This is a genomic window from Actinoplanes sp. NPDC051343 (assembly GCF_044455125.1).
Classification (GTDB): domain Bacteria; phylum Actinomycetota; class Actinomycetes; order Mycobacteriales; family Micromonosporaceae; genus Actinoplanes.
This window is the reverse complement of the sequence record NZ_JBITEL010000002.1, coordinates 425,277-450,039: the sequence shown is the minus strand read 5'-3', so window position 1 is coordinate 450,039 and position 24,763 is coordinate 425,277. Positions and strand designations below refer to the sequence as shown.

General features: G+C 72.6%; 24 protein-coding genes and 1 pseudogene. 16 read left to right on the top strand and 9 right to left on the bottom strand.

Annotated elements, in window-relative coordinates:
• Positions 1 to 142: 142 nt before the first annotated feature.
• From lnt to ACIA5C_RS08985, 3 genes are read left to right on the top strand one after another with little or no spacing between them, the layout of a single operon-like run.
• Positions 143 to 1,747: an apolipoprotein N-acyltransferase gene (gene lnt, locus ACIA5C_RS08995; protein ID WP_396052765.1), complete on the top strand. Its 1,605-nt coding sequence runs from the start codon at positions 143 to 145 to the stop codon at positions 1,745 to 1,747.
• A complete protein-coding gene (locus ACIA5C_RS08990; RefSeq protein WP_396052764.1) occupies positions 1,744 to 2,532 on the top strand; it encodes a polyprenol monophosphomannose synthase in 789 nt (262 codons plus the stop codon). The genes lnt and ACIA5C_RS08990 overlap by 4 nt, the downstream gene beginning before the upstream one ends.
• A gap of 41 nt (positions 2,533 to 2,573) precedes the next feature.
• Positions 2,574 to 3,083, top strand: coding sequence for an FxsA family protein (locus ACIA5C_RS08985; RefSeq protein WP_396052763.1), 510 nt, complete (start codon positions 2,574 to 2,576; stop codon positions 3,081 to 3,083).
• Between the two features lie 738 nt (positions 3,084 to 3,821).
• Here the strand turns inward: ACIA5C_RS08985 and ACIA5C_RS08980 are convergent.
• The 6 genes from ACIA5C_RS08980 to ACIA5C_RS08955 all read right to left on the bottom strand — a co-directional run bounded on the left by ACIA5C_RS08980 (position 3,822) and on the right by ACIA5C_RS08955 (position 9,687).
• Positions 3,822 to 4,091: a hypothetical protein gene (locus ACIA5C_RS08980; RefSeq protein WP_396052762.1), complete on the bottom strand. Its 270-nt coding sequence runs from the start codon at positions 4,089 to 4,091 to the stop codon at positions 3,822 to 3,824.
• A 450-nt stretch (positions 4,092 to 4,541) separates the two neighbouring features.
• Positions 4,542 to 4,880: an RNA polymerase-binding protein RbpA gene (locus ACIA5C_RS08975; protein ID WP_133877974.1), complete on the bottom strand. Its 339-nt coding sequence runs from the start codon at positions 4,878 to 4,880 to the stop codon at positions 4,542 to 4,544.
• Positions 4,881 to 5,544: 664 nt separating this feature from the next.
• A complete protein-coding gene (locus tag ACIA5C_RS08970) occupies positions 5,545 to 6,765 on the bottom strand; it encodes a serine/threonine protein kinase (protein ID WP_396052761.1) in 1,221 nt (406 codons plus the stop codon).
• 856 nt (positions 6,766 to 7,621) lie between these two features.
• Entirely contained in the window at positions 7,622 to 8,416 is a 795-nt protein-coding gene (locus ACIA5C_RS08965; RefSeq protein WP_396052760.1) for an alpha/beta fold hydrolase, read from the bottom strand.
• Between the two features lie 3 nt (positions 8,417 to 8,419).
• Complete coding sequence (locus tag ACIA5C_RS08960; protein WP_396052759.1) at positions 8,420 to 9,097, bottom strand: SRPBCC domain-containing protein; 678 nt, start codon at positions 9,095 to 9,097, stop codon at positions 8,420 to 8,422.
• Positions 9,097 to 9,687 (bottom strand): ArsR/SmtB family transcription factor, encoded by a 591-nt coding sequence (locus ACIA5C_RS08955; RefSeq protein ID WP_396052758.1) that lies wholly within the window; start codon positions 9,685 to 9,687, stop codon positions 9,097 to 9,099. The genes ACIA5C_RS08960 and ACIA5C_RS08955 overlap by 1 nt, the downstream gene beginning before the upstream one ends.
• A 111-nt stretch (positions 9,688 to 9,798) precedes the next feature.
• On the opposite strand from ACIA5C_RS08955, the gene ACIA5C_RS08950 reads away from it, so the two are divergent.
• The 6 genes from ACIA5C_RS08950 to ACIA5C_RS08925 all read left to right on the top strand — a co-directional run bounded on the left by ACIA5C_RS08950 (position 9,799) and on the right by ACIA5C_RS08925 (position 15,352).
• Positions 9,799 to 10,314, top strand: a complete 516-nt coding sequence (locus tag ACIA5C_RS08950; RefSeq protein WP_396052757.1) for a SigE family RNA polymerase sigma factor — start codon at positions 9,799 to 9,801, stop codon at positions 10,312 to 10,314.
• Positions 10,311 to 11,012 carry a hypothetical protein gene (locus tag ACIA5C_RS08945; protein WP_396052756.1) on the top strand — a complete coding sequence of 234 codons (702 nt, stop codon included), beginning with the start codon at positions 10,311 to 10,313 and terminating at the stop codon, positions 11,010 to 11,012. Before ACIA5C_RS08950 ends, ACIA5C_RS08945 begins: the two co-directional genes overlap by 4 nt.
• The gene (locus ACIA5C_RS08940; RefSeq protein ID WP_396052755.1) at positions 11,005 to 12,147 is read left to right on the top strand and encodes an acyltransferase family protein; all 1,143 of its coding nucleotides are present in this window, start codon (positions 11,005 to 11,007) and stop codon (positions 12,145 to 12,147) included. Before ACIA5C_RS08945 ends, ACIA5C_RS08940 begins: the two co-directional genes overlap by 8 nt.
• 84 nt (positions 12,148 to 12,231) lie before the next feature.
• Complete coding sequence (locus ACIA5C_RS08935; protein ID WP_396052754.1) at positions 12,232 to 13,248, top strand: aminoglycoside phosphotransferase family protein; 1,017 nt, start codon at positions 12,232 to 12,234, stop codon at positions 13,246 to 13,248.
• A 65-nt stretch (positions 13,249 to 13,313) separates the two neighbouring features.
• Positions 13,314 to 14,612 (top strand): type VII secretion-associated serine protease mycosin, encoded by a 1,299-nt coding sequence (mycP, locus tag ACIA5C_RS08930; RefSeq protein WP_396052753.1) that lies wholly within the window; start codon positions 13,314 to 13,316, stop codon positions 14,610 to 14,612.
• A gap of 17 nt (positions 14,613 to 14,629) precedes the next feature.
• Positions 14,630 to 15,352: an MBL fold metallo-hydrolase gene (locus tag ACIA5C_RS08925; RefSeq protein WP_396052752.1), complete on the top strand. Its 723-nt coding sequence runs from the start codon at positions 14,630 to 14,632 to the stop codon at positions 15,350 to 15,352.
• A gap of 38 nt (positions 15,353 to 15,390) precedes the next feature.
• On the opposite strand, the gene ACIA5C_RS08920 is transcribed toward ACIA5C_RS08925, so the two are convergent.
• Positions 15,391 to 16,302, bottom strand: coding sequence for an AEC family transporter (locus ACIA5C_RS08920; RefSeq protein ID WP_396052750.1), 912 nt, complete (start codon positions 16,300 to 16,302; stop codon positions 15,391 to 15,393).
• An 11-nt stretch (positions 16,303 to 16,313) separates the two neighbouring features.
• The gene (locus ACIA5C_RS08915) at positions 16,314 to 17,195 is read right to left on the bottom strand and encodes a dihydrodipicolinate synthase family protein (protein WP_396052749.1); all 882 of its coding nucleotides are present in this window, start codon (positions 17,193 to 17,195) and stop codon (positions 16,314 to 16,316) included.
• Positions 17,196 to 17,265: 70 nt separating this feature from the next.
• Here ACIA5C_RS08915 and ACIA5C_RS08910 point away from each other — a divergent pair.
• The 7 genes and pseudogenes from ACIA5C_RS08910 to ACIA5C_RS08880 form a co-directional block, all read left to right on the top strand.
• Positions 17,266 to 17,841 (top strand): annotated as a pseudogene (locus tag ACIA5C_RS08910) (LysR family transcriptional regulator); the annotation flags it as partial.
• A gap of 243 nt (positions 17,842 to 18,084) precedes the next feature.
• Positions 18,085 to 18,480 (top strand): LysR substrate-binding domain-containing protein, encoded by a 396-nt coding sequence (locus tag ACIA5C_RS08905; protein ID WP_396053096.1) that lies wholly within the window; start codon positions 18,085 to 18,087, stop codon positions 18,478 to 18,480.
• A 58-nt stretch (positions 18,481 to 18,538) separates the two neighbouring features.
• Positions 18,539 to 20,404 (top strand): methyl-accepting chemotaxis protein, encoded by a 1,866-nt coding sequence (locus ACIA5C_RS08900; RefSeq protein ID WP_396052748.1) that lies wholly within the window; start codon positions 18,539 to 18,541, stop codon positions 20,402 to 20,404.
• Positions 20,405 to 20,439: 35 nt separating this feature from the next.
• Positions 20,440 to 21,000, top strand: coding sequence for a GtrA family protein (locus ACIA5C_RS08895; RefSeq protein WP_396052747.1), 561 nt, complete (start codon positions 20,440 to 20,442; stop codon positions 20,998 to 21,000).
• 70 nt (positions 21,001 to 21,070) lie between these two features.
• The gene (locus tag ACIA5C_RS08890) at positions 21,071 to 21,670 is read left to right on the top strand and encodes a TetR/AcrR family transcriptional regulator (RefSeq protein WP_396052745.1); all 600 of its coding nucleotides are present in this window, start codon (positions 21,071 to 21,073) and stop codon (positions 21,668 to 21,670) included.
• The gene (locus tag ACIA5C_RS08885) at positions 21,667 to 22,311 is read left to right on the top strand and encodes a VC0807 family protein (protein WP_396052744.1); all 645 of its coding nucleotides are present in this window, start codon (positions 21,667 to 21,669) and stop codon (positions 22,309 to 22,311) included. The genes ACIA5C_RS08890 and ACIA5C_RS08885 overlap by 4 nt, the downstream gene beginning before the upstream one ends.
• A complete protein-coding gene (locus tag ACIA5C_RS08880; RefSeq protein ID WP_396052742.1) occupies positions 22,308 to 23,510 on the top strand; it encodes an FAD-dependent monooxygenase in 1,203 nt (400 codons plus the stop codon). Before ACIA5C_RS08885 ends, ACIA5C_RS08880 begins: the two co-directional genes overlap by 4 nt.
• Positions 23,511 to 23,577: 67 nt before the next feature.
• On the opposite strand, the gene ACIA5C_RS08875 is transcribed toward ACIA5C_RS08880, so the two are convergent.
• The gene (locus ACIA5C_RS08875; RefSeq protein WP_396052740.1) at positions 23,578 to 24,582 is read right to left on the bottom strand and encodes a hypothetical protein; all 1,005 of its coding nucleotides are present in this window, start codon (positions 24,580 to 24,582) and stop codon (positions 23,578 to 23,580) included.
• Positions 24,583 to 24,763 lie beyond the last annotated feature (181 nt).

The window sequence follows — 24,763 nt, the reverse complement described above, 5'->3', positions numbered from 1 at the left end:
ACCACCGGCCGTGCGCGAGGGCAGCACCAGAAGCGAACGGGATGCGACCCGGGCCGGGTCGCATCCCGTCCCTGCATCCGGCGGCCCTTCGACCCCCGCGGCCGGTGCCGTACGCGCAGTTCCGCCAGGTAGCCTCTCGCGAATGGAACTGACGCTGCAGCCGCCCGCGGAGTCGCTGGTCACCGCGCCCGCCACCCCGCCGCGGCCGCTGCGCCTGCCGGTCGCCGTCGCGCTGGCCGTGCTCGCCGGGGCGGCGCTGCTGCTGTCACTCCCGCCGTACGGTCAGTGGTGGCTCGCCCCGGTCGGCGTGGCCGGGTTCGCCGCCGCCGCGCACCGCCGCCGCCTGCGCGGCGGCGCCGGCATCGGCTTCATCGCCGGCCTCGTCCTGTTCGTCCCCCTGCTCGACTGGACCCGCCTGGCCGCCGGCTGGCTGCCCTGGATGCTGCTGTCGTTCGCCCAGGCCGGCATCTTCGCGCTGCTCGGCCTCGCCTCCGCCTGGGCGTCGCCGCTGCTCGACCGGCGCCGCTGGCTGTGGCCCCCGCTCGCCGGGCTGCTCTGGGTGTCGCAGGAGGCACTGCGCGACCGGGCCCCGTTCGGCGGCTTCCCGTGGGGGCGGCTCGCGTTCAGCCAGGGCGACGCCCCCGCGCTGCGCCTCGCCGCGTACGGCGGAGCCCCGCTGGTCACCTTCGCGGTGGCCGCCGCCGGCGGCGCCCTCGTCGCACTCGCCTGGCGGCGCTCGATCTCCTGGCCGGCGGCCGGCTTCCTGGTCGCGGCGGCCGCCCTGATCGCCGGCCCGGCCGCCGTCCCGGTCGCCCACCCCGGCAGCACCGGCAAACTCGTCGCGATCGTCCAGGGCAACGTGCCCCGCCTCGGCCTCGACTTCAACGAGCAGCGGCGGGCCGTCCTCGACAACCACGTCAACGCGACCATCCAGCTCGCCGCCCAGGTCGCCGACGGCAAAGCCCGCCGGCCCGACCTCGTCGTCTGGCCGGAAAACTCCAGCGACATCGACCCGCTGCGCAACCCCGACGCCGCCCAGGAGATCACCGCCGCGGCGAACGACATCGGGGCGCCCATCCTCGTCGGCACCGTGCTGCGCACCGACAAGCCGTCCGACATCCAGAACGCGGGCATCCTCTGGCGCCCCGGCACCGGCCCCGACCTCAGCCAGGAATACGTCAAACGCCACCCGGTGCCGTTCGCCGAATACATGCCGCTGCGCCCGATCGCCCGCCTCGTCACCGACAAGGTCGACCTGGTGCAGAACATGCTCAAAGGCGACCACCCCGGCGTGATCCGCACCGGCCCGGCCGTCCTCGGCGACGTGATCTGCTTCGAGGTCGCCTACGACGGCATCGTCCGCGACACCGTCACCGGCGGCGCCCAGCTCCTCACCGTGCAGACCAACAACGCCACCTTCGACAACGCCGAGGCCGAGCAGCAGCTCGCCATGGTCCGCCTGCGCGCCGTCGAACACGGCCGCGACTCCCTGATGGTCTCCACGGTCGGCGTGTCCGGTTTCGTCGGCACCGACGGCAACGTCCACGGCGCCACCGGCTTCAACACCCCGGCGGTGGTGCTGCGTGACATGCGACTTGGCGGACCCACTACGCTGGCGACGCGTTTGGGCCAGTGGCCCGAATGGACCGGCGTCGCCCTGACGGTCGTCGCCCTGGCCGGCGTTCTGCCCCTGCGACGCCGGCGCACCACCATTGACGAGGCTGCACGAAAAGCGGAGGAACGGTGACCGAAGCCGAGGGCTACCCGGGAGTCGGACGGGTGCTGGTGGTAATCCCCACCTACAACGAGGCCGACAACATCCGGTCCATCACCGAGCGGGTGCGCAGGGCGGTCCCGTCGGTCGACATCCTGGTCGCGGACGACAACTCACCCGATGGCACCGGCGCGATCGCCGACGAACTCGCCGTCGCCGACGACCACATCTTCGTGCTGCACCGGCCCGGCAAGGAAGGCCTCGGCGCGGCCTACAAGGCCGGCTTCGCCTGGGCGAAGAACAAAGGCTACGACGTGGTCGTCGAGATGGACGCCGACGGCTCCCACGCCCCCGAAGAACTGTCGCTGCTGCTCGACCAGCTGCGCGACCACGACGCGGTCCTCGGCACCCGCTACATCGCCGGCGGCAGCGTGCACAACTGGCCGATGCGCCGGCTGGTGCTCTCCCGGGGCGGCAACATCTACATCCGGATGGCCCTCGGCATGCCGTTCCGGGACGCCACCGGCGGCTACCGCGCCTACCGCATGCCCGTCCTCGACGCCATCAACGTCGACACGGTCGCCTCCACCGGCTACTCGTTCCAGGTCGAACTGGCCTGGCGCGCCTACCGGCAGGGCTTCCGCGTCACCGAGGTGCCGATCACGTTCACCGAGCGCGAACACGGCGTCAGCAAAATGAGCGGCAACATCTTCAAGGAACAGCTGCTCAGGGTCACCACGTGGGGCCTGCAGGCCCGCAAGGACACCCTCCTCAGCATGATCGGCCGCAAGCCCAGGCAGGGTTCGACCTGGCCGTGACCCGGCACCGGCGTGTCATGCTTTAAACCGGAGGTGCCCCGATGCGTCGTCCATTGGCCCTGATACCTGTCGGCTTCGCCCTGCTGTCGATCGCCGAGATCGTGGTGTTCCTGACCGTCGCGCACACGATCGGCGGAGGCTGGGCCGTCCTGCTGCTGCTCGCCTTCACCGTGACCGGCCTGGCCCTGCTGCGCCGCGAAGGCATCCGGGGGTGGCGGCGGTTCCAGGCGGCGGCGGTCGAGGGACGTCCCCCGGGCGCCGACGTGTCCAACTCGCTGGCCGGTCTGGGCGGGGCGCTGCTGCTGGCCGTGCCGGGCTTCATCACGTCCCTCGCCGGGCTGTTCCTGCTGCTGCCCCCGGGGCGTGTCCTGGCCCGGCGCCGGATCGAGAACTTCGCCGGTCGCCGTCTTGGGGCTGCGGCCGTGGGGGACCTGTTCGGTCCTCGCCGGGTCAAGGTTCGTCGGGGGTCTCCCGTTGATGAGCCGCCTGTGTCGCCTTCGCCTGTTGCTGCGCTTGACGGTGAAGTGGTTGAAGGGGAAGTTATTCGCTGATCTCGGGGGCTTTCTTGCTGTCGGACGCGATTCGGGGCGAGGGTGACCAAGAACGAGGTAAAGCATCTAGTTCGTTCTTGGTCACCCTCGCCCCGAATCGCTTGCCTGGTCCTGGTCAGCAGATTTGGCCTTCGTCGGTGGTCCATGCCGCCAGGCGTTGCCTTGCCGGTGGGCGGTCCCGTCGCGCTGCGCGCGACTTCCGCTCAGTGGGCGCGCCAGGGGATTCGGTCACTCCGGGCCGGCCTTAGTGGTGGGTTGCCCGGCCTCACATCGCCCCGTTGCGCGGGTTGTCGGGTCTTTTCGCCGCCGAGGGCGGCGCTGGTCGGCTTGGGCGTGACGGTCGCGCCTTCCGTCGGCTGGGCTCGCCGGGGGTGAAGGTATGGGTAGCGGTTCCCCTTTTTTGCAGCTTGCGTGTCGCGTGGATTGCTGCGGGTCTCGTCCACATGGGCGCTACCCGTCACGGGCCGGGTCTGTGGGCCTGCTCGTGGGCTTCGGGCCCGTGTGTCTGGGGCTCGTTGCCGGGCGTCGGCTCGGCGGTTGAGCGCCCGAGCCTGCTCGCCGGCGAGAGCCGCCTGGGGCTCTCCTCGGGCCGGCTTGCGCATCTCGGGTTTTGCTGGGCCGGCCTGAGGCATCTCGGGTCTTGTTCGCCCGCGTGGGCCATGTCGGCGTCGTGCTGCACCGGCTCGATCACGGTGGTGCGATCGGCCGGAAGCAAAACCCGCAAACCCGCTTCCGATGCTACGTGCAGGTCATCGTCCCGCCGAGCCGAGCCGAGCCGAGCCGAGCCGAGCCGAGCCGAGCCGAGCCGAGCCGAGCCGGGCCGAGCCGAGCCGGGCCGAGCCGGGCCGAGCCGAGCCGGGCCGGGCCGAGCCGGGCCGAGCCGGGCCGAGCCGGTGTCGAGCCGGGCCGAGGCGCAGGCGGCCGGTTCGGCGCGGCCCGGGCCGAGCCGGGCGGAGCCGGGCCGAGCCGGTGTCGAGCCGAGCCGCAGCCGGCCGGTTCGGCGCGCAAGCTCTGAGCCCTACCGATGGGGGGCCGCCCATCGTAACCGTAGGATCCCCGTCGGTTCGGTGCACGGTGCTAGCCACGGGGCCCGCAAGCTTCAAAAGCCCACAAACCCGCGCAACGGGGCGATGTGAGGCCGGGCAACCCACCACTGAGGCCGGCCCGGAGTGACCGAATCCCCTGGCGCGCCCACTGAGCGGAAGTCGCGCGCAGCGCGACGGGACCGCCCACGGGCAAGGCAACGGCTGGCGGCATGGACCACCGATGAAGGCCGAACCTGCTGACGCTGAGTGGGCAAGGAATTCGAGGGGAGGGTGACCAAGAACGAACTAGATGCTTTACCTCGTTCTTGGTCACCCTCCCCTCGAATTCCGTCCGACCGCACCCAGGCCACCCCGCCCGGAACACACGAAAAGGCCGCCCCCCAAACATAGGGAGCGGCCTCCTCGAACCGGTTCAGCGACCTCGACGCGTCCGAACCTCCTGGAGCCGTTCATTGAGGATGTCCTCAAGCTCCGAGATCGAACGCCGCTCAAGCAGCATGTCCCAGTGGGTGCGTGGCGGCTTCGCCTTCTTCTGCTCCGGCTCGTTACCGTCGACGAGTCGGGCTACGCTGCCGTCGAATTTGCACTCCCAGGTGGTGGGCACCTCGGCGTCGACGGCGAACGGGACCTCGAACTGGTGGCCCTTGACGCAGAGGTACTCTCGAGTCTGCCGGGGCGCCAGTTCGGTGTTGCGGTCGGACTCGTAGCTGACTGCGCCAAGACGGCTGCCGCGCAGCATGCGTTCGCCCATGATCGGCTTTCCCCTCGCTCGTGGTGCTGCTCTCGTTGGTGTAACGAAAGGGGCGACCGCCGGATTCCAGACCTTGGTCAAGGATCTGGCGGACGCCAAGTCTCTGGCCGCCGTGTGTGACGGCAGCGTTAACGCTACGAGCGTAACTGCCCGCGGCCCCAGGCCGTCACTTCGAACCCTCGTCGAAGTGGACCTTGGTCCACTTTACGGCCTTATGGGAGTTCTGCGGGTGCTGCGATGTCGGTCACTCGGCAGTGTCGGTCGTAAATCCCTCTCCGGGTTCAGCGGTACGTCCGGCAACATTCGCCCCGCGGCCGCCGAAGTTGAGAAGAATCCACCTGTCGACTTCGTGTCCTGGGATGTGTTTGCCCTTCGAACACTCTATCGACACCTCGCGACCGCCATCGATTCGGAGATCCGGGCTCGGCTCGGCTACAGATGAGCCGAGCCCCGGGAATGGCCGGTGAGCGTGATGGCCTGGGTCGGGGAGTGGCCGGCGGGGTCGGTTGGCTCGGGTCGGGGAGTGGCCGGCGGGGTCGGTTGGCTCGGGTCGGGGAGTGGCCGGTGAAGCTTGGCTTGGCTCGACCGGGTCGGGGAGTGGCCGGTGGAGCTTGGCTGGGGCTGGGGCTGGGGCTGGGGCCGGGTCGGGGAGTGGCCGGTGGAGTCAGTTGGCTCGGGCCGGGGATTGGCCGGGCTTGGTCTGCTGGATCGGGGCCGGCGACGGGCGGGGACTTCCCAGCGAGGCCAGCGCCGAGGCGAGGTCGCTGACCTGGGTCGAGAGCTGCGCGGCGCGGGACTGGGCGGCCTCGGCTTCGGCGCGGGCGGCGGCGAGGCGGCGTTCCAGGTCGGCGATCTCGTGCGCGGCCCGTTCGGCGGCGCGGCGCTGGGCTTCCTGGTCGGCCGCGGCCTCGTCGGCCCGGCGCCGGGCCTCGGCGATCTCGGCGTCGGCGGCGGTACGCGCGGCGGCGGCTTCCCGGCGCGCTTCGGCGGCCGCGGCGTCGGCGGCGGTGCGGACCGCGGCGGCCTCGCGCCGTGCTTCGTCGGCGGCGGCTTGGGCGGTCGCGGCCTCAGCGCGTACGGCGGAAGCCGCCGCCTCCGCGGCGGCGAGTTGATCGGTGGCCTTGACCAGGTCCTTGGCCGTTCTGGCGGCTTCGGCGCGGGCGGCATCCCGGTCACGGCCGGCCTGCTCGGCGCGCTCGGCGGCGGCCCGGGCGTCACGCAAGGTAGTCGCTAGTTCGCGCTCGGTGGTTTCCCGCTCCCGGCGTACGTCGTGGATCTCCGCCTTCGCGGCCGAGAGCTCGTCCCGGGCGGTGTCGCGTTCGGACTCGGCGCGCTCACGGAGCGCGGCGGCCGCGGTCGCCTGGCGGCGAGCCTCGTCGCGGGCTGCCACGGCCGCCTCTGCCTCTTCGGCGGCTGCCGCGGCCTTGCGCTCGGCCTGCTCGGCCAGGTGGCGGGCCTCATCGCGTTCCGCCGTGGCCGCGGACGCCAGCTGCTGGGCGCTCGCGGTGGCTGCGCTCGCCTGCTCAGCGTCACGGCGGGCGTCGTCGCGTTCGGTGTGGGCGGCGGCGATCTTCTCCGAGGTCTCGGCATGGACCTCGGCGACCTGACGCTCGACGCCGGCCGGGGATAGTTCGGAATGGAGTGCCTCGGTGAGCGTGCCGACCAGCTGATCGAGGCGGTCGACGACCTCCCAGGTGCGGGCTACCTGACCGGCCAGGCCGGGGGAGGAGCGGTGCCGCATCCGCACGTTGCGGGAGGCACGCTGGCATTCGCCGTCGTTGTCGCGGCAGTACCGGAAGGGGCGCCCCGCCGACGCCCGCTGCTGGACCGGACGTCCACAGTGCGCGCAGGGGCGGGTCTCAAGGATGTCGTCGTTCTCGCTCATCGCCTGGCCAGCCTAGGCGCCGATGATCGCCTGCCGTCGCCACCACACCGAGCGCGTTTACGCCTCTATCCCAGTATCCTAGGATGCCGTACGGGGTGTGCCCTGTGCTGTGGGCACGCGCAAGCCCAGGTCAAACCAAAACGGAGTCAACGACTGCCTGCCTTTTGAATTCAGGGTTTGGCTGGCCGCAGGCTGTTGGTGGGGCTGGGATCGGCCCAGAGCCGGGCGCTGTTCGGGGCCGTCGGCGCCTCGCTCGGCTTTGACGATGGGGTCGTGCAGGAAGCGTCCGGGACTTGTACCGCCGATGAAGGGGAGCGAGGTTAGGTCCGGGGGCGGTCAAGCGTCGGCTGGGCCACGCTGCCGCCCGCACGATCGGCGGGACAGAAGATTCAGCTCCGGCGGGCAGGTCATGCCGGCTGTTGCCGCGTTGCCGGTCAGTGCGCCGAACTCGGCCGGCGCTGCTTGGTTGCGTGGCAGGCCTGGCGCCGCTCGCTGGCGCCGCTCGCTGGCGTTGTCTCACCGGCGGCGTTGTGGCGCGGACGGCTCGGCCGCCGACAACCCGGCGGCCGAGCAGACCTACGCCGCGCTGCCGCCCCGGCCGACGCTGCCCCGGCCGACGCGGTTCGCCGGGGGCGGCGTCGCGGTGCCAGGCGCCCGGTCGTGGGCGGCTGTGCGGGATCACGCCGACTGTAAGTAAGCCGGAGTGCGTCAAGTGGACGGTGCGGAGTGATGGACAACCGGCGGCTCGACCGCCATGGGTGTTCGAGGCGCACCTGTCGTCGGGGTGGGTTTGTGTTGACGTGTTGATTTCGTCAATGTTGATGGCGGCGCGTCAATGTTGACGGAATCAACATGGCTATTGGCCCAGGAACTCCTTGACCGCGGGCGCCAAAGCGCCGGCCTTCACCATGTGGGTCTGGCCGGGCAGGGTGCGGTAGTCGGCCTTCGGGAGGGTTTCGCTCAGGGCTCGGGCCGCGTTGCGCATGTACTGCGGGCTTTTGCCGCCGTCCATGACCAGTGCGGGTGCGGTTACGCCGGCCCAGCGGGACGGGTCCAGGGGGCGGCCGCGGCCGGTGTCGCCGAGGATGTGCAGGTCGTAGGGCAGGGTGGGGGCTACCGCCTTCAGCTTTTTCCACGGCGGGGTCAGGGGCATGATCGCTAGCGCTAGGGCGGGCATGCCGACGTGGCTCATGAATTTCTTGAGGGCTCCGGTGCGGTCGCCGCGGGCGAGCAGGGCCTCGGTGTCGGCGGTGAAGGTGGCCTCGCGGGCGGGGCGGGTGTCGTCGACGATGAACGGTGGTTCGTAGAGGGCCAGCCGGGTTAGGCCGGGCAGCTGGGCGGCGGCGTCGGCGGCGAGGACTGCGCCTGAGGAGACTGCTACCGCGTACGCCTGGCCGCCGGCCTCCTTGAGGAGGGCGGCGATGTCTTCGATCTCGCGGTCTTCGGCCCAGGGGAGGGTGTTTCCGCTCTGTCCGCGGCCGCGGCGGTCGTAGATGTGGACCGTGTAGTGGTCGGCGAGTGCGGCGGCTACGGTGCGGGCGGGGCCGAAGTCGCGGTAGCACATGGCGCCGTCGATGAAGAGCAGTGCGGGGCCGGTGCCGAGGGTTTCGTAGGCGATCGTGGTGCCGTCGGCTGAGGTGACGGTGGGCATGGCTCAGTCCTCTGGGTGGTCGGAGGTCGGGGTGAACAGGGCGTGGCAGGTGACCATGGCGCCGTGCAGGCCCTGGATGTAGCGGTGGAAGCCCTGGCCGCTGCGGATGCCGAGGGTGTGCGGGTTGGTGAAGTAGACGGTGCCGCCGTCGTCGGTGGTGTCGCCGGGGCGGGGTGCGGGGTCGAGGCCGAGGGTGTCGGTGAGGGTGCGCCAGGCGGCGGGCCAGTCGGTGACGGGTGGGCCGAACGCGGTGACCGGGGTCAGGGTGCGGCCGGGGAAGTGGGTGAGGTGTTCGACGAGGGTGGCGAAGAAGAGGGCGGTGCCGTACTGCATGGCTTCGTATTCGCCGGCCCAGTCGTCGCCGGGGAGGAAGCCGCTGGTGACGGTGCGCAGGACGGTGGCGCTGTGGTCGCGGCCTTCGATGAGGTGTTCGTAGGCGAGGAAGCGTCCGTCGTCGGCCGGGCCGGTGCGGTAGGCGAAGTGGCGGGGCTGGTCGCGGGTGGTGACGGTGCCGGCGGGGATCCAGTCGTCGCCGAAGGCGGTGCGGACGGTGGTGCCGTCGATCTCGGTGCGGCCGATGTACCAGGAGGAGATGCCGGGTCCGGTGGCGATGGCGTCCCAGACCTGGTCGGGGGTGGCGGGGACGGTGGCGTCGAGGTGGGTTTCGAAGTCCTTGCCCATCAGTGGTCCTGTTCGGCGGCGGAGTCGAGGGCGGGGTGCACGGCGACGACGAGGCGGTGTTTGCGGCCGGTTTCGGTGTGGTAGCGGGCGACGAGCCGGGTGACGGCGGTGGTGAGTTCGTCGGCGAAGGCGGCGCGGTCGTCGGGGGTGGCGAAGCGGATTTCGGCGTCGACGGCGTAGGTGGCGATGCGTTGCTGGGTGCGGTCGGCGCCGGTGATGAGGGTGCCGACGTCGCGGACGAGGCGGGCGGCGAGGGCGAGGAGCCAGCGGGCGGAGAGGCGGTCGGGGGCCCGGCCGGGGTCGGGGGCGACGGCTGCGAGGGCGGCCGGGCTGATGACGTACGAGGCGGCGGTGGCTTGCAGGAGCCGTTCGGTGACGTTGCCTTTGCGGCGTTCCTCGACGAGCCGGACGAGGCCGTGGTGTTCGAGGGTGCGCAGGTGGTAGTTGATTTTCTGCCGGGGGAGGCCGATTTTGCCGGCGAGGGTGGTGGCGGAGCCGGGCTGGGCGAGTTCGGCGAGGATGCGGCTGCGGATGGGGTCGAGGGAGATTTCGGCGGCGGCCGGGTCTTCGATGACGGCGACGTCGTGCATGCCGTCGACTGTCGCACCGAAAAGAAAAGTTGTCTAGAGCTGTTTTGTGGTCGGTAAACTTTTTGATCTCCCCGCTCGTCTTCGGAGGCATGACTAACGTGAGGGCACCGCATGGCGCGCGATGACGACGAGTTCGCCGAATTCGCCGCGGCGGCCTCCGCCCGCCTGCGGCGAGCGGCGTACCTGCTCACCGGGCACGACCAGCAGGCAGAGGACGCCGCGCAGACGGCGCTGGTCAAGACGTACGCGGCCTGGTCGCGCATCCGGCGGGACGACCCTTACGCGTACGCGCGGAAGGTGCTCGCCAACCACATCACCGACCAGTGGCGCCGCCCGATCCGGGAACACGCCGGCGACGACCTGCCGGACCGTCCCGGCCCGCGCGACCTGGCCGAGGACGTCGCCCGGCAGCGGTGGCTGCTCGGCGCCCTGGCCGCGCTGACCGAGCGGGAACGCCTGGTGGTCGTGATGCGGCACTACTTCGACATGCCGGAGGCCGAGGTGGCCGCCGTGCTGAACATCGCGGTCGGCTCGGTGAAGAGCCTCAACTCGCGCGGGCTGCAGAAACTGCGGGTCTCGGTGCGCGACGACGACGAGGTCCTGACGGCGCACGGAGCGCCGCGATGACCGGCCTGGAGGAGTTCCGCGACCTGCTGAACGCGCCGGCGCCGGCGGCCGGCCCGGCGATGGAGCTGGACGTGATCGTCCGTAAGGGACGCCGGCTGCGGGCCCGGCGCCGGCTGGCGACCGGCATGAGCTGGCTGGTGGCGTTCTCGGTGGTGGCCGGCGGCGGGATCACGCTGTGGGAGAAGACGTCGTACAGCGGTCCGGCGCCGGTCGAGGCCGCGGCGGACAGCCGGCCCGCCGGTGCGTGGGGCGAACCGGTGGAGACCGGCATGACGCAGCCCGGCGGGCAGGTGGTGCTGATGTTGTCGTTCCTGAAGACCACCGGGATGCAGAGCATCGGCTGCTTCGAGACCGCCGACCGGGCGCTGCGCGGCTGCCGCAGCGTCGAGGACTTCACCGAGCGGACGTTCGCGAGCGGGTTCCATGCCATCCATGCGCCCGACCGGGTCGAGGGCCAGGGCGACCTGCCGGTCTTCGGGTACTTCATCGGCCCGGCACGGGCGATCATGGCGAAGGCGGACGGGCGCACGGTCAGCGCGCAGCTGACGACGTGGAGCGAGGACCGGGACGTGACGCTGTTCTGGTTCCCGCTCGATCAGGTGTCGGCCGATATGGTGCTGACCGACTGGGCGGCCATCGGAGACAAGGGCAAGCAGCTGCCGACCGGCAAGGCGCGGCTGGACGTGGCCCGTGGCTGAGCGTCCGGGCCGGGTGGCGGCGCTGGACGGGTTACGGCTGCTGGCGGCGCTGGCCGTTGCGGTCTACCACCTGACCGTGGCGTGGCGGGTCGACGGCGTGCATCCACCGGCGTACTTCCTGCCGACGGCGTCGCACGTGACCGTCTACGGCTTCCTCGGCGTGGAGTTGTTCTTCCTGATCAGCGGGTTCGTCATCGCGATGAGCGGCTGGGGGCGGCCGCTGGGCGCGTTCTTCGCCTCGCGGGTGAGCCGCCTCTACCCGGCGTACTGGGCCGGGATCGTGCTCACGACGCTGGTGGTGCTGGTGCTGCCGGTCACCGGCGGTGTCCCGGTGAGCGGGCTGCCCGGCCCGGCCGGCACCCTGGCCAACCTGACGATGCTGCAGGAGCCGCTCGGGGTGCCCGCGGTCGACACCGTCTACTGGACACTCTTCATCGAGCTGCGCTTCTACCTGCTGTTCGCGGTGGTCGTGTGGGCCGGTACGACGTACCGGCGGGTCGTGCTGTTCTGCACGCTGTGGCTGACCGTGGCCGTGCTCGCCCCGAGCTGGCGGCTGCCGGTCGTCGACCTGGTCGCGGTGCCGGACTACGCGCCGTACTTCGTGGCCGGCATGGCGATGTACCTGATCTACCGGTTCGGCCCGACGCCGCTGCTGTACGGGATCACCGGGATGGCGTGGCTGGTCTCGATGGCCCGGCTCGACGACCGGCTGGCGCAGCTGCGGCCGGGCTTCGCGGTGCCGTCCTGGCCCGGCTACCTGTTCGTGTCGCTGAGCTTCGCGCTGCTGCTGGCGATCGCGCACGGCTGGGCCGCCCGGGTCCGCGGGCGGTGGCTGACGGTCGCGGGCGCGCTGACCTACCCGGTCTATCTGCTGCACCAGCGGATCGGCTACAGCCTGGTCCGCACCGGGTACGAGCTGACCGGCGCCCCGGTCTGGCTGCTGATCGCGGCCGCGCTCGCCGTGATCACCGCGGTGGCCTGGCTCGTGCACCGGTACGTCGAGCGGCCGCTCACCCGGCGGCTGCGCGACGCCCTGGCCCGCGGCGTCGCGGCGGCGGCCGCGGAACCGCAGCTTCCGCTCAGTGCCGGGCGCCTACCGTCGGGCACGTGGCCGCAGCCGCTGTCACCCCGTTGAACGGGGGCGCCACCCGGTCGAGGACGTGCTACCGGCCGCCGCCCGGTGACCTGGGCGGACCGGCTGGGCCGGTAGGCTCGCCGGGTGCCGCTGCCTGACGATCTGCTCCGACCGGGCTGGACCGCCGAAGAGCTGGCGCACAGCAGCGCCAACGAGGTCACCGGCGGGGTGTGGCGGGTGCACCGCGACGGTGGTACGGCGATCCTCAAGCACGCGGTCCGGCGACGGAGCGGCGCGGCGGCGCACCTCGCGGCGAGCGATGACCCGGCTCACTTCAACTATTGGCGGCGCGAGCTCGAGGCGTACACCTCGGGTCTGGCGGCATCGTGCTTCCCCGGGGTGAGTGCCCCGGGGTTTCTGGGTTGCGACGTGCTGGCCGATGGTTCGGTGGCGATGTGGCTTCAGGACGTGGCCGGCACGCCGGGCATGTCGTCCGGGCCCGCCGACCTGGGTGAGCTGGCCTTCCGGCTCGGCGCCGGGCAGGCCCGGTGGCTCGGCGAACCGCCCGGCTTTCCCTGGCTGGCGCGGGACTGGCTGCGCGATTACACCCTGGCCCAGCCGGTCGATGAGGACCTCGACTGGGATCATCCGGTCATCGCGGCGGCGTGGCGGCCCGCGCTGCGCGCCGGCCTGCGCCGCCTGTGGGAGCAACGGGTCGCGCTGCTGGCCGCCGCCGACCGCTTTCCCCGTACGCTGTGTCACCACGACGTCTGGCCGATGAACCTCATCGTGACCCCCGGCGGGCCGGTGCTGCTGGACTGGTCGTTCTGCGGGCCCGGCGCGATCGGGGAGGACGCGGCCAACCTGGCCCTCGACACGTTCTGGGACGGGCTGTCCGCACTGGACCTCGACGTCGTGCTGGCCACCGTCGCCGCCGGTTACGCCCGCGGTCTCGACGGGGCCGTCCCGGCCGCGACCGTGCGGGCGGCGATCCGCACCTGCGGGGCGGCGAAATACTTCTGGCTGGCCCCGCGGATGGTGATGGCGGCCTCGGTGTCACCCCGCCGGCCCGGCTACGACCGGCGCGGGCTCGAAGCGATGCTGGCCGGGCGGGCCCCGATGTTCGAGACCGTCGTGCGGTGGGCCGCCTCGGCCGGGTGACAGGCTGCGCCCGGGTCGCCCGTGCTCGCTACGATCCAGGCGGATCGACGAGCTTGGGGGGCGCGATGGTGTGGCGACGGGCGGCGGCCGCGGTGGCGGCGGTGTTCGCGCTGCTCCTGCTGCCGGCGCCGCCGGCCGCCTTCGCCGAGCACGTGTGCGACAACCCGCCCCCGGCCGGAACGCAACTGCCCGGCACCCCGTACGCCAATCAGCTGTACGACGCGTCGCGGCTCGCCCCGCTGGCCACCGGCGCCGGGGTGCGGGTCGCGGTGATCGACTCCGGTGTCGAGGCGGACACGCCCGCCCTGCGCGGCCGGGTCGCCGCCGGGGCCGACTTCCTGCACCACGACCCCGACGGCCGGCAGGACTGCATCGGCCACGGCACCGAGGTGGCGAGCCTGATCGTGGGGCGGCCGGCCGGCGACTCCGGCTTCCAGGGGCTGGCGCCGGGCGCGACGATCGTGCCGGTGCGGGTCAGCGAGGAGGAGGACGACCAGAACGGCGGCACCTCCGGCGACCGGGCGTCGTTCGGCGACTTCGCCGACGCGATCGACTGGGCGGTCGACGAGGGCCGCGCCGACGTCATCAACCTTTCCCTGGTCACCACCGAGGGCAACACCCCGGTGCGGGCGGCGGTCGCACGGGCCCTCGGCAAGGGCGTGGTCGTGGTGGCCGCGGCCGGCAACCACGGCCGCCCGCAGGACCCCGACCCGACCCCGTTCCCGGCCGCCTATCCGGGTGTGATCGGCGTGGGCGCGCTGACCGCGTCCGGGGTGCGGGCCGACTATTCGCAGCACGGCGACTACGTGGACGTGGTGGCCGCCGGCGACGGCGTGACGGCGGCGATGCCGGGCGGCGGCCTGCACGTCGACAGCGGCACCAGTTTCGCGGCGCCGTTCGTGGCCGCGACCGCCGCCCTGATCAAGCAGCGTTTCCCCGGGGCGACCCCGGCCGAGGTGGCCCGCCGCATCGAGGCCACCACCGACCCGGCACCCGGCGGCCCGGCCTCGTCCGGCGCCGGCGCCGAGGCGGCCCGCAACCCGGAGTACGGGTTCGGCCTGCTCAACCCGTACCGTGCGCTGACCGAGACGCTGGGCCCGGCCTCTCCGGCCGCCCCGGCGCCGGAGATGATGCAGGCGCAGGACCCGGCCGCGGTGGCCCGGGCCGCCCGGCGCGCCGACGCCCGGCGGGCATCATTGTGGATGGCGGTGGGCGGCATCGGCGTGGTCTTCGTGATCGGCGCCGCGGCGATCGTGATGCGGCGCGGCGCGCGGCGCGGGTGGGCGCCGGCGGTGCCGGTCAGCCCGGCCCGGGCCGAGCCGGACCGCCACCGCGACCGGCCCGGAGAGCCGCTGATCCGCTGACCGCGATACTTACGCCTATGGCGGACGGGGTGGTGGTGCTCGGCAGCTGCGGAGGGTGGCCGGAGGCCGGGCGGGCGTGCAGCGGTTACCTGGTGTCCTGTCGCGGGGTGCGGATCGTGCTCGACCTGGGGTACGGGACGGCGGCGCGGTTGTTCTCGCTCGTGGACGTTCCGGACGCGGTGGTCATCACGCATGCGCACCCGGACCACGCGGTGGATCTGCACGCGTTGTTCCGGTCGCTGCGCTATGGAGCCGGCCGGCGGCCGGTGCCGGTCTACGCGGCCTCCGGAGTGGCCGAACTGATGGCTGCTCTTGATCCGCCGGATGCGGCCGACGTCTCGTCGTACCTGGACTTCCGGCCGTTGCCGGCCGAGCCGCTGCGGGCCGGGCCGTTCCGGCTGACGTCGGTTCCGCTGCCGCACTACGTTCCGAACGTGGGTGTGCGGCTGGAGGCGCCCGGGTGGTGTGTGGCCTATACCGGTGACACCGGGCCGTCGCCGGACCTGGCCGTGCTGGCGCGAGACGCCGACCTGCTCATCGCTGACTGCACCGATCGGCCGCCGCTCGATCTGCGGCCGCGCGAGGCGGGATCGGCGGCGCAGGCGGCCGGGGCGCGGCGGCTGCTGTTGACGCACTTCTGGCCCGGCGCGGATCGGCCGGCCTGCGGTCGTGCGGCCGCGGAGGTGTACTCGGGCGAGATCCTTCTGGCTGACGAGGGACTGGAGATAGCGCTGCCCTGATCGTCGTCTCGTCGTCTCGTCGTCTTGTCGTCTCGTCGTCACAGATGGAACAGGAACGTGATCAGGAGCAGCGCCGGAGCGCAGGCCACCGTCGACAGGAAGATGGCGTCGCGGATCAGGACCAGGCCGGCGTTGAAGCGCTGGCCGTAGAGGAACACGTTCTGGGCGGTCGGCAGCGCCGCCAGCACGGTCACGGCGAAGGTCCCGTCGTGGGGCAGGCCCAGGGCGCGGCTCATGAGGAAGGCGATCACCGGCATACCGGCGGTCTTCAGCGCGATCGCGGTGAGCGTGGCGGCCCGGTCGGAGCCGGCGGTCAGCACGCCCCGGCCGGACAGTGACATGCCGAACGCGATCAGCACGACCGGCACGGCGGCCTGGCCGATAGCGGTGATCGGGTTGCCGAGGACGGCCGGGAGGTGCCAGCCGGTCAGGGCGAACACCGCGCCGAGGGCCACGCCGGCGATCAGGGGGTTGCGCAGCGGTGTCATCAGAACGGTCCGCCACGAGGCGTGCCCGGTGGTGGCGATCTCCAGCAACGTCAGCGCGACCGGGGTGATGGCCAGCAGTTGCAGGATCACGATCGGGACGACCAGGGCCGCGTTGCCGAGCACGTACGTGGCGACCGGGATGCCGATGTAGTTGGCGTTCGTGTAGCCGGACGCGAGTGCCCCCATGATCGTGGTGCCCCGGTCGCGGCCGCGGATCAGCAACGCGAACAGCCCGAAGCACACCACCGCGGCCGCGGTCGACACCAGCAGCGGCTCGCTGAACAGCACGTTCAGGTCGGCCTTGGCCACACCGGTGAACAGCAGGCACGGCGCGAGCACCGAGTAGACCAGCCGGCCCAGCACGGCCTCGGCGTTGTCCGGCAGCCCGGCGAACCGGCGGGTCAGCCAGCCCGCGAGCACGATGACGCCGATGAGCGCGAAGCCGGAGAACGCCGAGATCATGACCGCTGACGTTAGGCGCTGCCCGCGGGAAGGGTCGCGACAGGCCGCCTCATGGTAATCGCGTCATAGCCGGCGATCGCCTCCGGTCCGGCGGCGGTGAGCGGCAGCCGGACCGCCGCGGATGGGATCCGGCCCTCGGCGTGCAGGACGGCCTTGATGACGGTCGGGTTCGGGGCGGCGAACAGCGCGGCCGACCGCGGCGCCAGGCGGTGACTCCAGTCGCGGGCCGCCGGCAGATCGCCCGACTGCCAGGCGGCGATCAGGGCGGCGTAGTCGGCGGTCGCCACGTGGGCGGCCGCCATGATCGCGCCGGGCGCGCCGAGGGCGAGCAGCGGTCCGGCGAGGACGTCGTCGCCGGCCAGCACGGAGAAGCCGGTCCGGCCGGCCGTTTCGGCCAGGAACGTGGTGGCGGTCGCGTCGAGTACGCCGGGGGCGTACTTCATGGCGGTCACGTTGGGCAGCGACGCCAGGCGGACCAGGGCGCCGGCCGACAGCGGCTGGGCGGTGCGGTAGGGCACGTGGTAGACGACGACCGGGATCGGGGACGCCGCGGCCAGGGCGGCGAAGTGCGCGATCACGCCCTCCTCGCCGGGGCGGACGAACGCCGGGACGGCGTGCATCGCGGCGTCGGCCGAGGCGGGGACGACGCCGTCGTGGACGCCGGCGATCCACGGGGTGCGGCGGGTGCGGCTCACGTTGCCGATCACGGACAGGACGGCGGCCCGCTCGGCCGGGGTCAGCGCGGACGGCTCGCCGGTGGTGCCCAGCGCGACCAGGCCGGTGGCGCCCGCATCGAGCACCTCGTGGGCCAGGCGGTCGAGGGCCGGCAGGGCGACGTCGCCGTCGTCGGTGAACGGCGTGATCAGGGGAACGAACAGGCCGGAGAAGGTCATGGCCCCAGCGTCCCGGCGCCGGAGCATAAGGTCCAGGTCGGCTTTCGCGGGCCGGCCGTAAGCTGAGCTGATGCTCGACGTGCGCCGCCTGCGGCTGCTCTGCGACCTCGCCCGGCTCGGCACGATCGCCGCCGTCGCCGCCTCGCACAACTACACGGCCTCGGCGGTCTCCCAGCAGCTGAGTGCCTTGGAGCGCGAGGCGGGCGTACGCCTGCTGGCCCGCACCGGCCGCAGCGTGACCCTGACCGCCGCCGGACGGATCCTGGTGCGGCACGGCACCACGGTGCTGGCCGAACTCGAGCAGGCCACTGCCTCGCTCGCCGCCGTCGCCGGGGGTCTGACCGGGCCGCTGCGCATCGGCGCGTTCCCGACCGCGATCCGCGCGCTGTTCCCGGCCGCGCTGGCCGCGCTCGGCCGCCGCCACCCCGGCCTGGAACTGATGGTCACCGAGCTGGACCCGGCCGGCGTGCCGGCCGCCCTGCGCGACCGCCGCATCGACGTCGGCCTGATCAACGACTACGACCTGGTCCCGGCCCGCCCAGACCCAGCCCTCGACGACGTGCCCCTACTCGACGAGCCGGTCTATCTGGCCTTGCCGCAGGCGTGGGCGGACGAGGCCGTCCGGCCAGGGCAGGTGGCCGGCGAACCCCTCCTGCAGGCGTGGGCCGGCGAGGCCGTCCGGCCAGGGCAGGTGGCCGGCGAACCCCTCCTGCTGGCGTGGGCCGGCGAGGCCGTCGTGCTCGGGCGGGTGGGCGACGAGCCCGTCCCGCAGGCGCGGGCCGTTGAAGGCGCTCGGCGCGAACGGCCGGGGGATGAAGGTGGGCAACCGGGCGACGGCGGTGCCGGACATGTTGATGCGGTCAATGTTGACGGTGTTGATCCAGTCAACATGAATGCGCAGGCGCTGTTGCTGACAAGTAGGCGGAGCGTGGCGCTCGCGGAACTGCGGGACGCGCCGTGGATTCTGGCGACGCCGGGGACGGTGTGTCACACGGTGACCGTGCAGCTGTGCCGGGCGGCCGGGTTCAGTCCGCGCGCCCGCCACCACGCGGACGACTTCACGACCGTGCTGTCGCTGGTGGCGGCCGGCCTCGGGGTGTCGGTCGTCCCGGCCATGGCGGTCGAGGAGGGGCGGGCCGGTGGCGTACGCCTGGAGGCTCTGCCGACGCGGCGCCGCAGCCGGATCGCGTACCGCAAAGGCGCGGCCGGGCATCCGGCCGTCGCCGCCTTCGTGGCCGCGATCAGCGAATCTTGCCAGTTTGCTCCTTACGTCCGCTCCGGGTGAGAAGCTCCGGGTAAGAACGGCCGGGTTACAACACTCTGGGTACCCAGGAGCGCCCCGCATGCCCCGAACCGCCCTGCTGCGGCCGATGCTCGCCGCATCCGGCCGGTTGCGCACCCGGCCGCGGCTGCTGGTGCTGGTCGTGGTGCTGCTGCTTCCGGGTATGGTCGCGGCGGTCGTGTACGCGGTCGGGCGCAACGCTCAGATCGACTCCGGGCGGGCCGAGCTGCGCGGCGCCGAGGCCGTGCAGCGGCTGCTGATCGAGATGGCCGGCGCGGTGGCCGGGAACGCGGCGGCGACCCCGGCGGACCCGGCGGCCGGGGCGGCGGCGGAGCGGATCCGGTCGATCCAGGCGCAGATTGCCGACGTCGGTGACAGCACGCATCTGACCCTCGACCCCGGCCTGTCCACCTCGCGGCTCATCGACGCCCAGGTCGTGCACCTGCCCCGCGCTCTGCTGGCGGCAGCCCAGCTGCAGCAGAATCCGGACCTTTCCACCGCGGCGGGCGCACTCGGCGAGGCCGCCGCGGGCCTCGAGCGGGACGGCGGCCCGCCCGGTGCCGTCCAGGCCATCGCCGCCCTGGCCGCCGACACCCGCCGGGATCCGGCCACGGTCGGCGCGGCCGCGGCGGACGCCGTGCCCGGGCTGCACGACGCGCTCGCCGCCGAGTTGCGGCAGCGCATCGACGCCGGCGCCCGGGAGCGCGACCTCGTCCTCGGTGTCGTGATCGGCGGGCTGCTCCTCGGCGTCTGGTTCGCGGCGGCGGTCGTTCGGGGCACCACACGGGACGTACGCGACACCGTCCGGGCCGCCACCGCCATCGCCGACGGTGACCTCGCCGACCGGCCCCTGCCCAGCGGCCGGGGCGAGATGGGTGACATCGGCCGCGCCGTCGACGTGGCCCGGCAGCGGCTGCGCGCGCAGGACGAGATCATCCAGGCCGCGGAGCACGCCCGTGACCAGCAACTGCGCGCCGGCTTCCGGCATCAGCGGCAGGTCGAGGCCCAGTTCCGGCAGCGGACCCAGGAGATCATCGACGAGTCGACCGGCGTGATCGCCGAGGAGTTGCGGGGCGTTACCGCCCACGTCGGGCAGGTGCGGGACGCGGCCGGCGTGATCGACCGCAGCATCGCCACCGCCGATCGCGCCACCGCGGCCGTCGTCGAGCAGGGCCGCCAGGCCGAGCGGGTGATCGCCTCGCTGGACCGCAGCCTGCGCCGGGTCGCGTCGACCGCGGTCCTGGTCACCGGTATCGCCGGGCAGACCCGGCTGCTGGCCCTCAACGCGACGATCGAGGCGGCCCGGGCGGGCGAGCTCGGCTCCGGCTTCACCGTGGTCGCCGACGAGGTCAAGGAGCTGGCGAACAGCACCGCCAGTTCGACCGAGCAGATCACCACCACGATCGCCGAGCTGGAACGCGACACCGCCGAGATGGCCCAGGCGATCAGCACGATGATCGAGGGGATCGGGGGTGTCGGGGAGGCGGCGGACGCCCTGCGTGCGGTCGTCGCCGACCAGGACGTGCTGGTCAGCGAGCTGTCCGCGCAGATGGGGGACGCGCTGGGCCGGGTCGAGCAGATGTCGAACCTGGCCGCCCGCCTGGAACGCCGGGGGCACGATCGCATCGCCGCGGCCGGCACCGCCAGCATCACCCGGACCGGGCATGCGCCGTTGCCGGTGCGGCTGGTCAACGTCAGCGCGGGCGGGATGCGGTGCGCGCTCCCGGCCGGCGCCCCGATCACGGAGGGTGACGCGGTGGGGGTCGAGCTGGCGCACGGCGACGACCGGATCGGCCTGCACGCCACGGTGATGAACTCGGCCGGGGGCGGTGAGCCGGGGGAGCGGGAGGTCGGGCTGCAGTTCCTGATCACCGACGGAGGGCTGGCCGATCGCCTGGACGCCTTCGTCCGGAGCCTCGGCGTTTAGGTTTCGTTCAGAATCGGCGGGTATCTTCCGCCGCGATGAGCGTCGAGCCGCTGCGGGGACGTCCCGCCAAGATCGTCCGAGCCGTACTGGGCCTGTTGCCCGCGCCGCTGCGCGAGCGGGTGCTCAAGCACCGCGAGACCTTGAAGTTCCTGGTCGTGGGCGGCACCTGTTTCCTCGTCACGGTCGTGATCAACTACGGTCTCAAGCTGACGATCCTCGGTGACAAGCCGGTCACGGCGTTCACCATCGCCAACATCGTCGCGACCGTCCTGTCGTACGTGCTCAACCGGGAGTGGGCGTTCAACGCCCGCGGCGGCCGGGAACGCCGGCACGAGGCGGCCCTGTTCTTCGCGGCCAACGCGATCGCCATCGGCGTCAGCGACATCCCGCTGTGGATCGCCCGGTACGGGCTGGACCTGCAGACGCCGCACGTGAGCCTGATCGTCCAGGAGATCAGCGACTTCGGGTTCGGCATCATCGCGGGCACCCTGGCCGGCATGGTGTTCCGCCTCTGGGCGTACCGGAGGTGGGTTTTCCCGCACCCGAAGGTGCGCCTCGTGGAGGGCCGCCCGGAAGAGGGTTCGCAGGCGGCCTGAGCCGCCGTTTTGATCTTCCCCGCGGAAAAGGCGCTTGACCACCGTTACTCGGTCGAGTAAAAAGTTACTCATGCGAGTAAACGACACCGTGACGGCGAGCGCCCGCCGGGCGCAGATCGTCACCGCGGCGATCGACACGATCGCCGAACTGGGGTACGGCAACGCCTCCTTCGCCCGGATCGCCAAGCGCGCCGGGATCAGCAGCACCCGGCTCATCTCCTACCACTTCGACGACAAGGCCGAGCTGGTCCGGGCCGTGGTCGGCGCCGTGCTCGGCGAGGCCGCCGACTACATGGGCAAGCGGATGCGCGTCGCCGGCGGCACCCGCACCGAGGCGATGGCCACCTACATCGAGTCCAACCTCGAGTTCATCGCCGGGCACCCGACGGCGATCCGGGCCGTCATCGAGATCGCCGCCAACGCCCGCACCGAGGACGGCACCCCGCTGGTGCGTCCCGGCGACGTCGACGACCCGGTGGCGCGGCTCGCCACGATGTTCCGCGAGGGGCAGGAGGCGGGGGAGTTCCGCGTCTTCGACCCGGTCGTCATGGCGGTGACGCTGCGCGCGGCGATCGACGCCGCCGCGTCGCGCCCCGGGCTCGACCCGCACGCCTACGCGTCCGAACTGGTCGCCCTCTTCACCCGCGCCGTCCGGAAGGACCAGCCATGACCGTGACCACAGCCCGGGCCGTCAACCGCGCCTCCCTGCTCGTGACGATGTTCATCGATTTCGCGCTGCCACTCGTGGTCTTCTACGGGCTGAGAGCCGCCGGCGTCGACCAGTGGTGGGCACTCCTGCTCTCCGGTGCCGTGCCGGCCGTCGCGGTGATCGTCAAGTTCGTGCGCACCCGCACGATCGACTTCCTGGCCGTCTTCGTGCTCTCGGTGGTCGCGCTCAGCCTCGGCGTCTCGGCGATGACCGGCGACGCCCGCACCATGCTGATCCGCGACGCGTGGGGCGGCCTGCTCGGCGGCCTCATCGCGGTCTGGCTGCTCGCGTCGGTGTGGGTCGGCCGGCCCGCCCCGATGTACCTCTACCGCGCGTTCGTACTGGCCAAGGTCGGCCCGGACGGCCTGCGCGAGTGGGAGTCCAAATGGGACGGCAACCAGCGGTTCCGGCACGGCATGCGGGTGCTGACCTTCGTCTGGGGGTGCGCGGGCCTGCTCAACGTGGCGGTCACGCTGTTCGCCGCGTACGTGCTGCCGCTCGACCTCGCCCCGGCCGTCCTCAACGCCTGCTGGCCGGTGATCGTCGTGCCGACCGGCCTCTTCCACCTGTACTACACGAAGAAGTGGGAGCTGCGCGCGTGAGCCCCGACGTGATCGTCGCCGGGGCCGGGCCGACCGGCCTGATGCTGGCCGGCGAGCTGGCCCTGGGCGGCGCCGACGTGGTGGTCCTCGAGCGCCTGACCGCCCGCACCGGACAGTCCAGAGCCCTCAACCTGCAACCGCGCTCGGCCGAGGTCCTCGCCTCCCGCGGACTGCTCGACGACCTGCTCGCCGTCGCCCCGGCCCGCCTGCCGCGCGGGCACTTCGCGGGCATCCCACTCGACTATGCGCGGCTGCCCACCCCGTACCCGTACCAGATCGGCATCCCCCAGGCCCGCGTCGAGGAACGCCTGGCGGACTGGTCACTCTCCCTGGGTGTCCAGATCCGGTACGGCGTGGGAGTCGAAGCCTTCACCGAGGTGGCCGGCGGCGTGACCGTCAACGGGATGCGGGCCCGCTTCCTGGTCGGCTGCGACGGTGCCCGCAGCACCGTCCGCCGGCGGTCCGGCATCGGATTCCCCGGCCGCGACGGGCGCATGTGCGCCCTGGTCGCGGACGTCACACTGGCCGGCGGCGGCCCGACCGAGTGGACCCTGCCCGCCCCGGAGGGCGACGGCCTGCTGACGGTCCTCCCGCTCGGCGACGGCGTCTTCCGGGTGCTCGCCGCCGGCCCGGCCCAGATGGCGGCCGGCAAGGACGACCCGGTGCCCGCCGGCGAGATCGCCGCCGCCCTGGCCCGCAACGGCCTGACGCCGGCCGAGGTCCGCTGGGCCGGCCGCTTCACCGACGCCAGCCGGCAGGCCGCGCACTACCGGGCCGGCAACGTGTTCCTGGCCGGCGACGCCGCCCACATCCACTCACCGGCCGGCGGCCAGGGCCTCAACCTGGGCCTGCAGGACGCCTTCACACTGGGCTGGATGATGGCCGAGGTCCTCCGCGGCGAGTCACCGGGGTCACTGCTCGACACCTATCACCAGGAGCGCCACCCGGTGGCGGCCCGCGTCCTGCAGTCGACCCGGGCCCAGGGCGTGCTGCTGGTGCCGGACGACGACGTGACCGCCCTGCGCGAGGTCTTCACCGAGCTGGTGGACACCCGGGCGCTGGCGATGCGGGTGGCCGGTCTCGACTACGGGCGGCGGCTGCCCGGCCTCGATCTGAGCCTGCTGACGGACGGCCGGCGGCACGTCGTCGACACCCCGGACGGCCCGGTGAACGTGCGCCCGGACGGCTTCATCGGCTGATCCCGGCCCGGCCGGTCAGGTGGCTCTCGGGGGCGGTGAGCAAGCCGGCCGGCGCGGGCCGGTTGCCTTACGTTTCGGCGTCCGGGCCGCTCGGCGCGTCTCGCGAAGGTTCGTCACCGGACGCCGGCCGGACGGCGGAGACGATGTAGCGGATGACCTGGTCATCGGCGTAGAGACTGGAGTGTGCCAGCCCTTTTCGGGTGGCGGCGGTGCGCGGCTCCAGCTGGAGCAGCGTGGCCGTGCCCGGCGGGGCAGGCTCAGCCGAGCAGGACACGACCAGCCCTGCGAAGGGGCCGTCGATGCCGAAGACCACCGCGGCTCCTGCCATCGCCGCCGCCACCGCGACCACGAGCAGACCGGCGGGGGCGAACCCGTGCAGCAGCAGGCCGTACGCCAACCGTCCACCACGTCCGGCCACGGTCGCCACCAGGATCGCGAGTTGCGGCAGCCCGATGACTGCCACCCAGAGCCAAAGGCTGGTCAGCAGACGGGTCGCTACGGCGCTCAGCCACCCGACGAACTGGCCGGCCACGAGAAATCCCGACGCCTCGTCGCCGACGGCCCGGATGACGATGGTCTCCCCGGGCCGGGCGGTGGGTGCGTGTATGGCGGCGACGAGCCGGCTCCGCCAGCCCCGCCCCAGGGATCGCCGGTGCAGCACCGCGCCGGCGGCACACAACGCGATCAGGGCTGCGAACGCACCACCACCGGCGACCAGCACCGTGTCGGCGAGCGAGCGCGGGCCGGTCATGACCGTCCCGGCGGCCGACGCGAGCAGGAACGCGCCGAAGAGCACGATGATGAAGAGCGGCCAGCCCGGGATTGTCCGCGGGCGGGCGTGCAGGAACGGCGTCGCGAGCGCCACCGTCGTCACCCGCGCCCGGCGGCCCCGCAAGGCGCGCAGCTGGTCAGCGGCGTGCAGCGCGACGTTCCCGCCGTGGCTGTGCGCGATCACCCACTGTCTGGCCCGGGGATGCTCGGTCAGCTGCCGCTGCAGATGTTCGACCAGGTCCTGTGTGGCGTGCATGCGCGCCCGATGGGAGTTGCGGCCCGACCACGCGAACCGGGTCACGTGGCAACCAGAACCCTGGAGCGCGACGCTCAGTGGACTGTCCGGTCGGGTCCATGGGGCGTTGCGCGCGAACGTGCCGTGGACCAACGTGACCACGGCAGTGCGACGATCAGCGCTGGCCCGGCGTCTACCCACCGACGTACCTTACTGTCGGCGCTCCGGCCGGCCGAGGGGCGGCTCG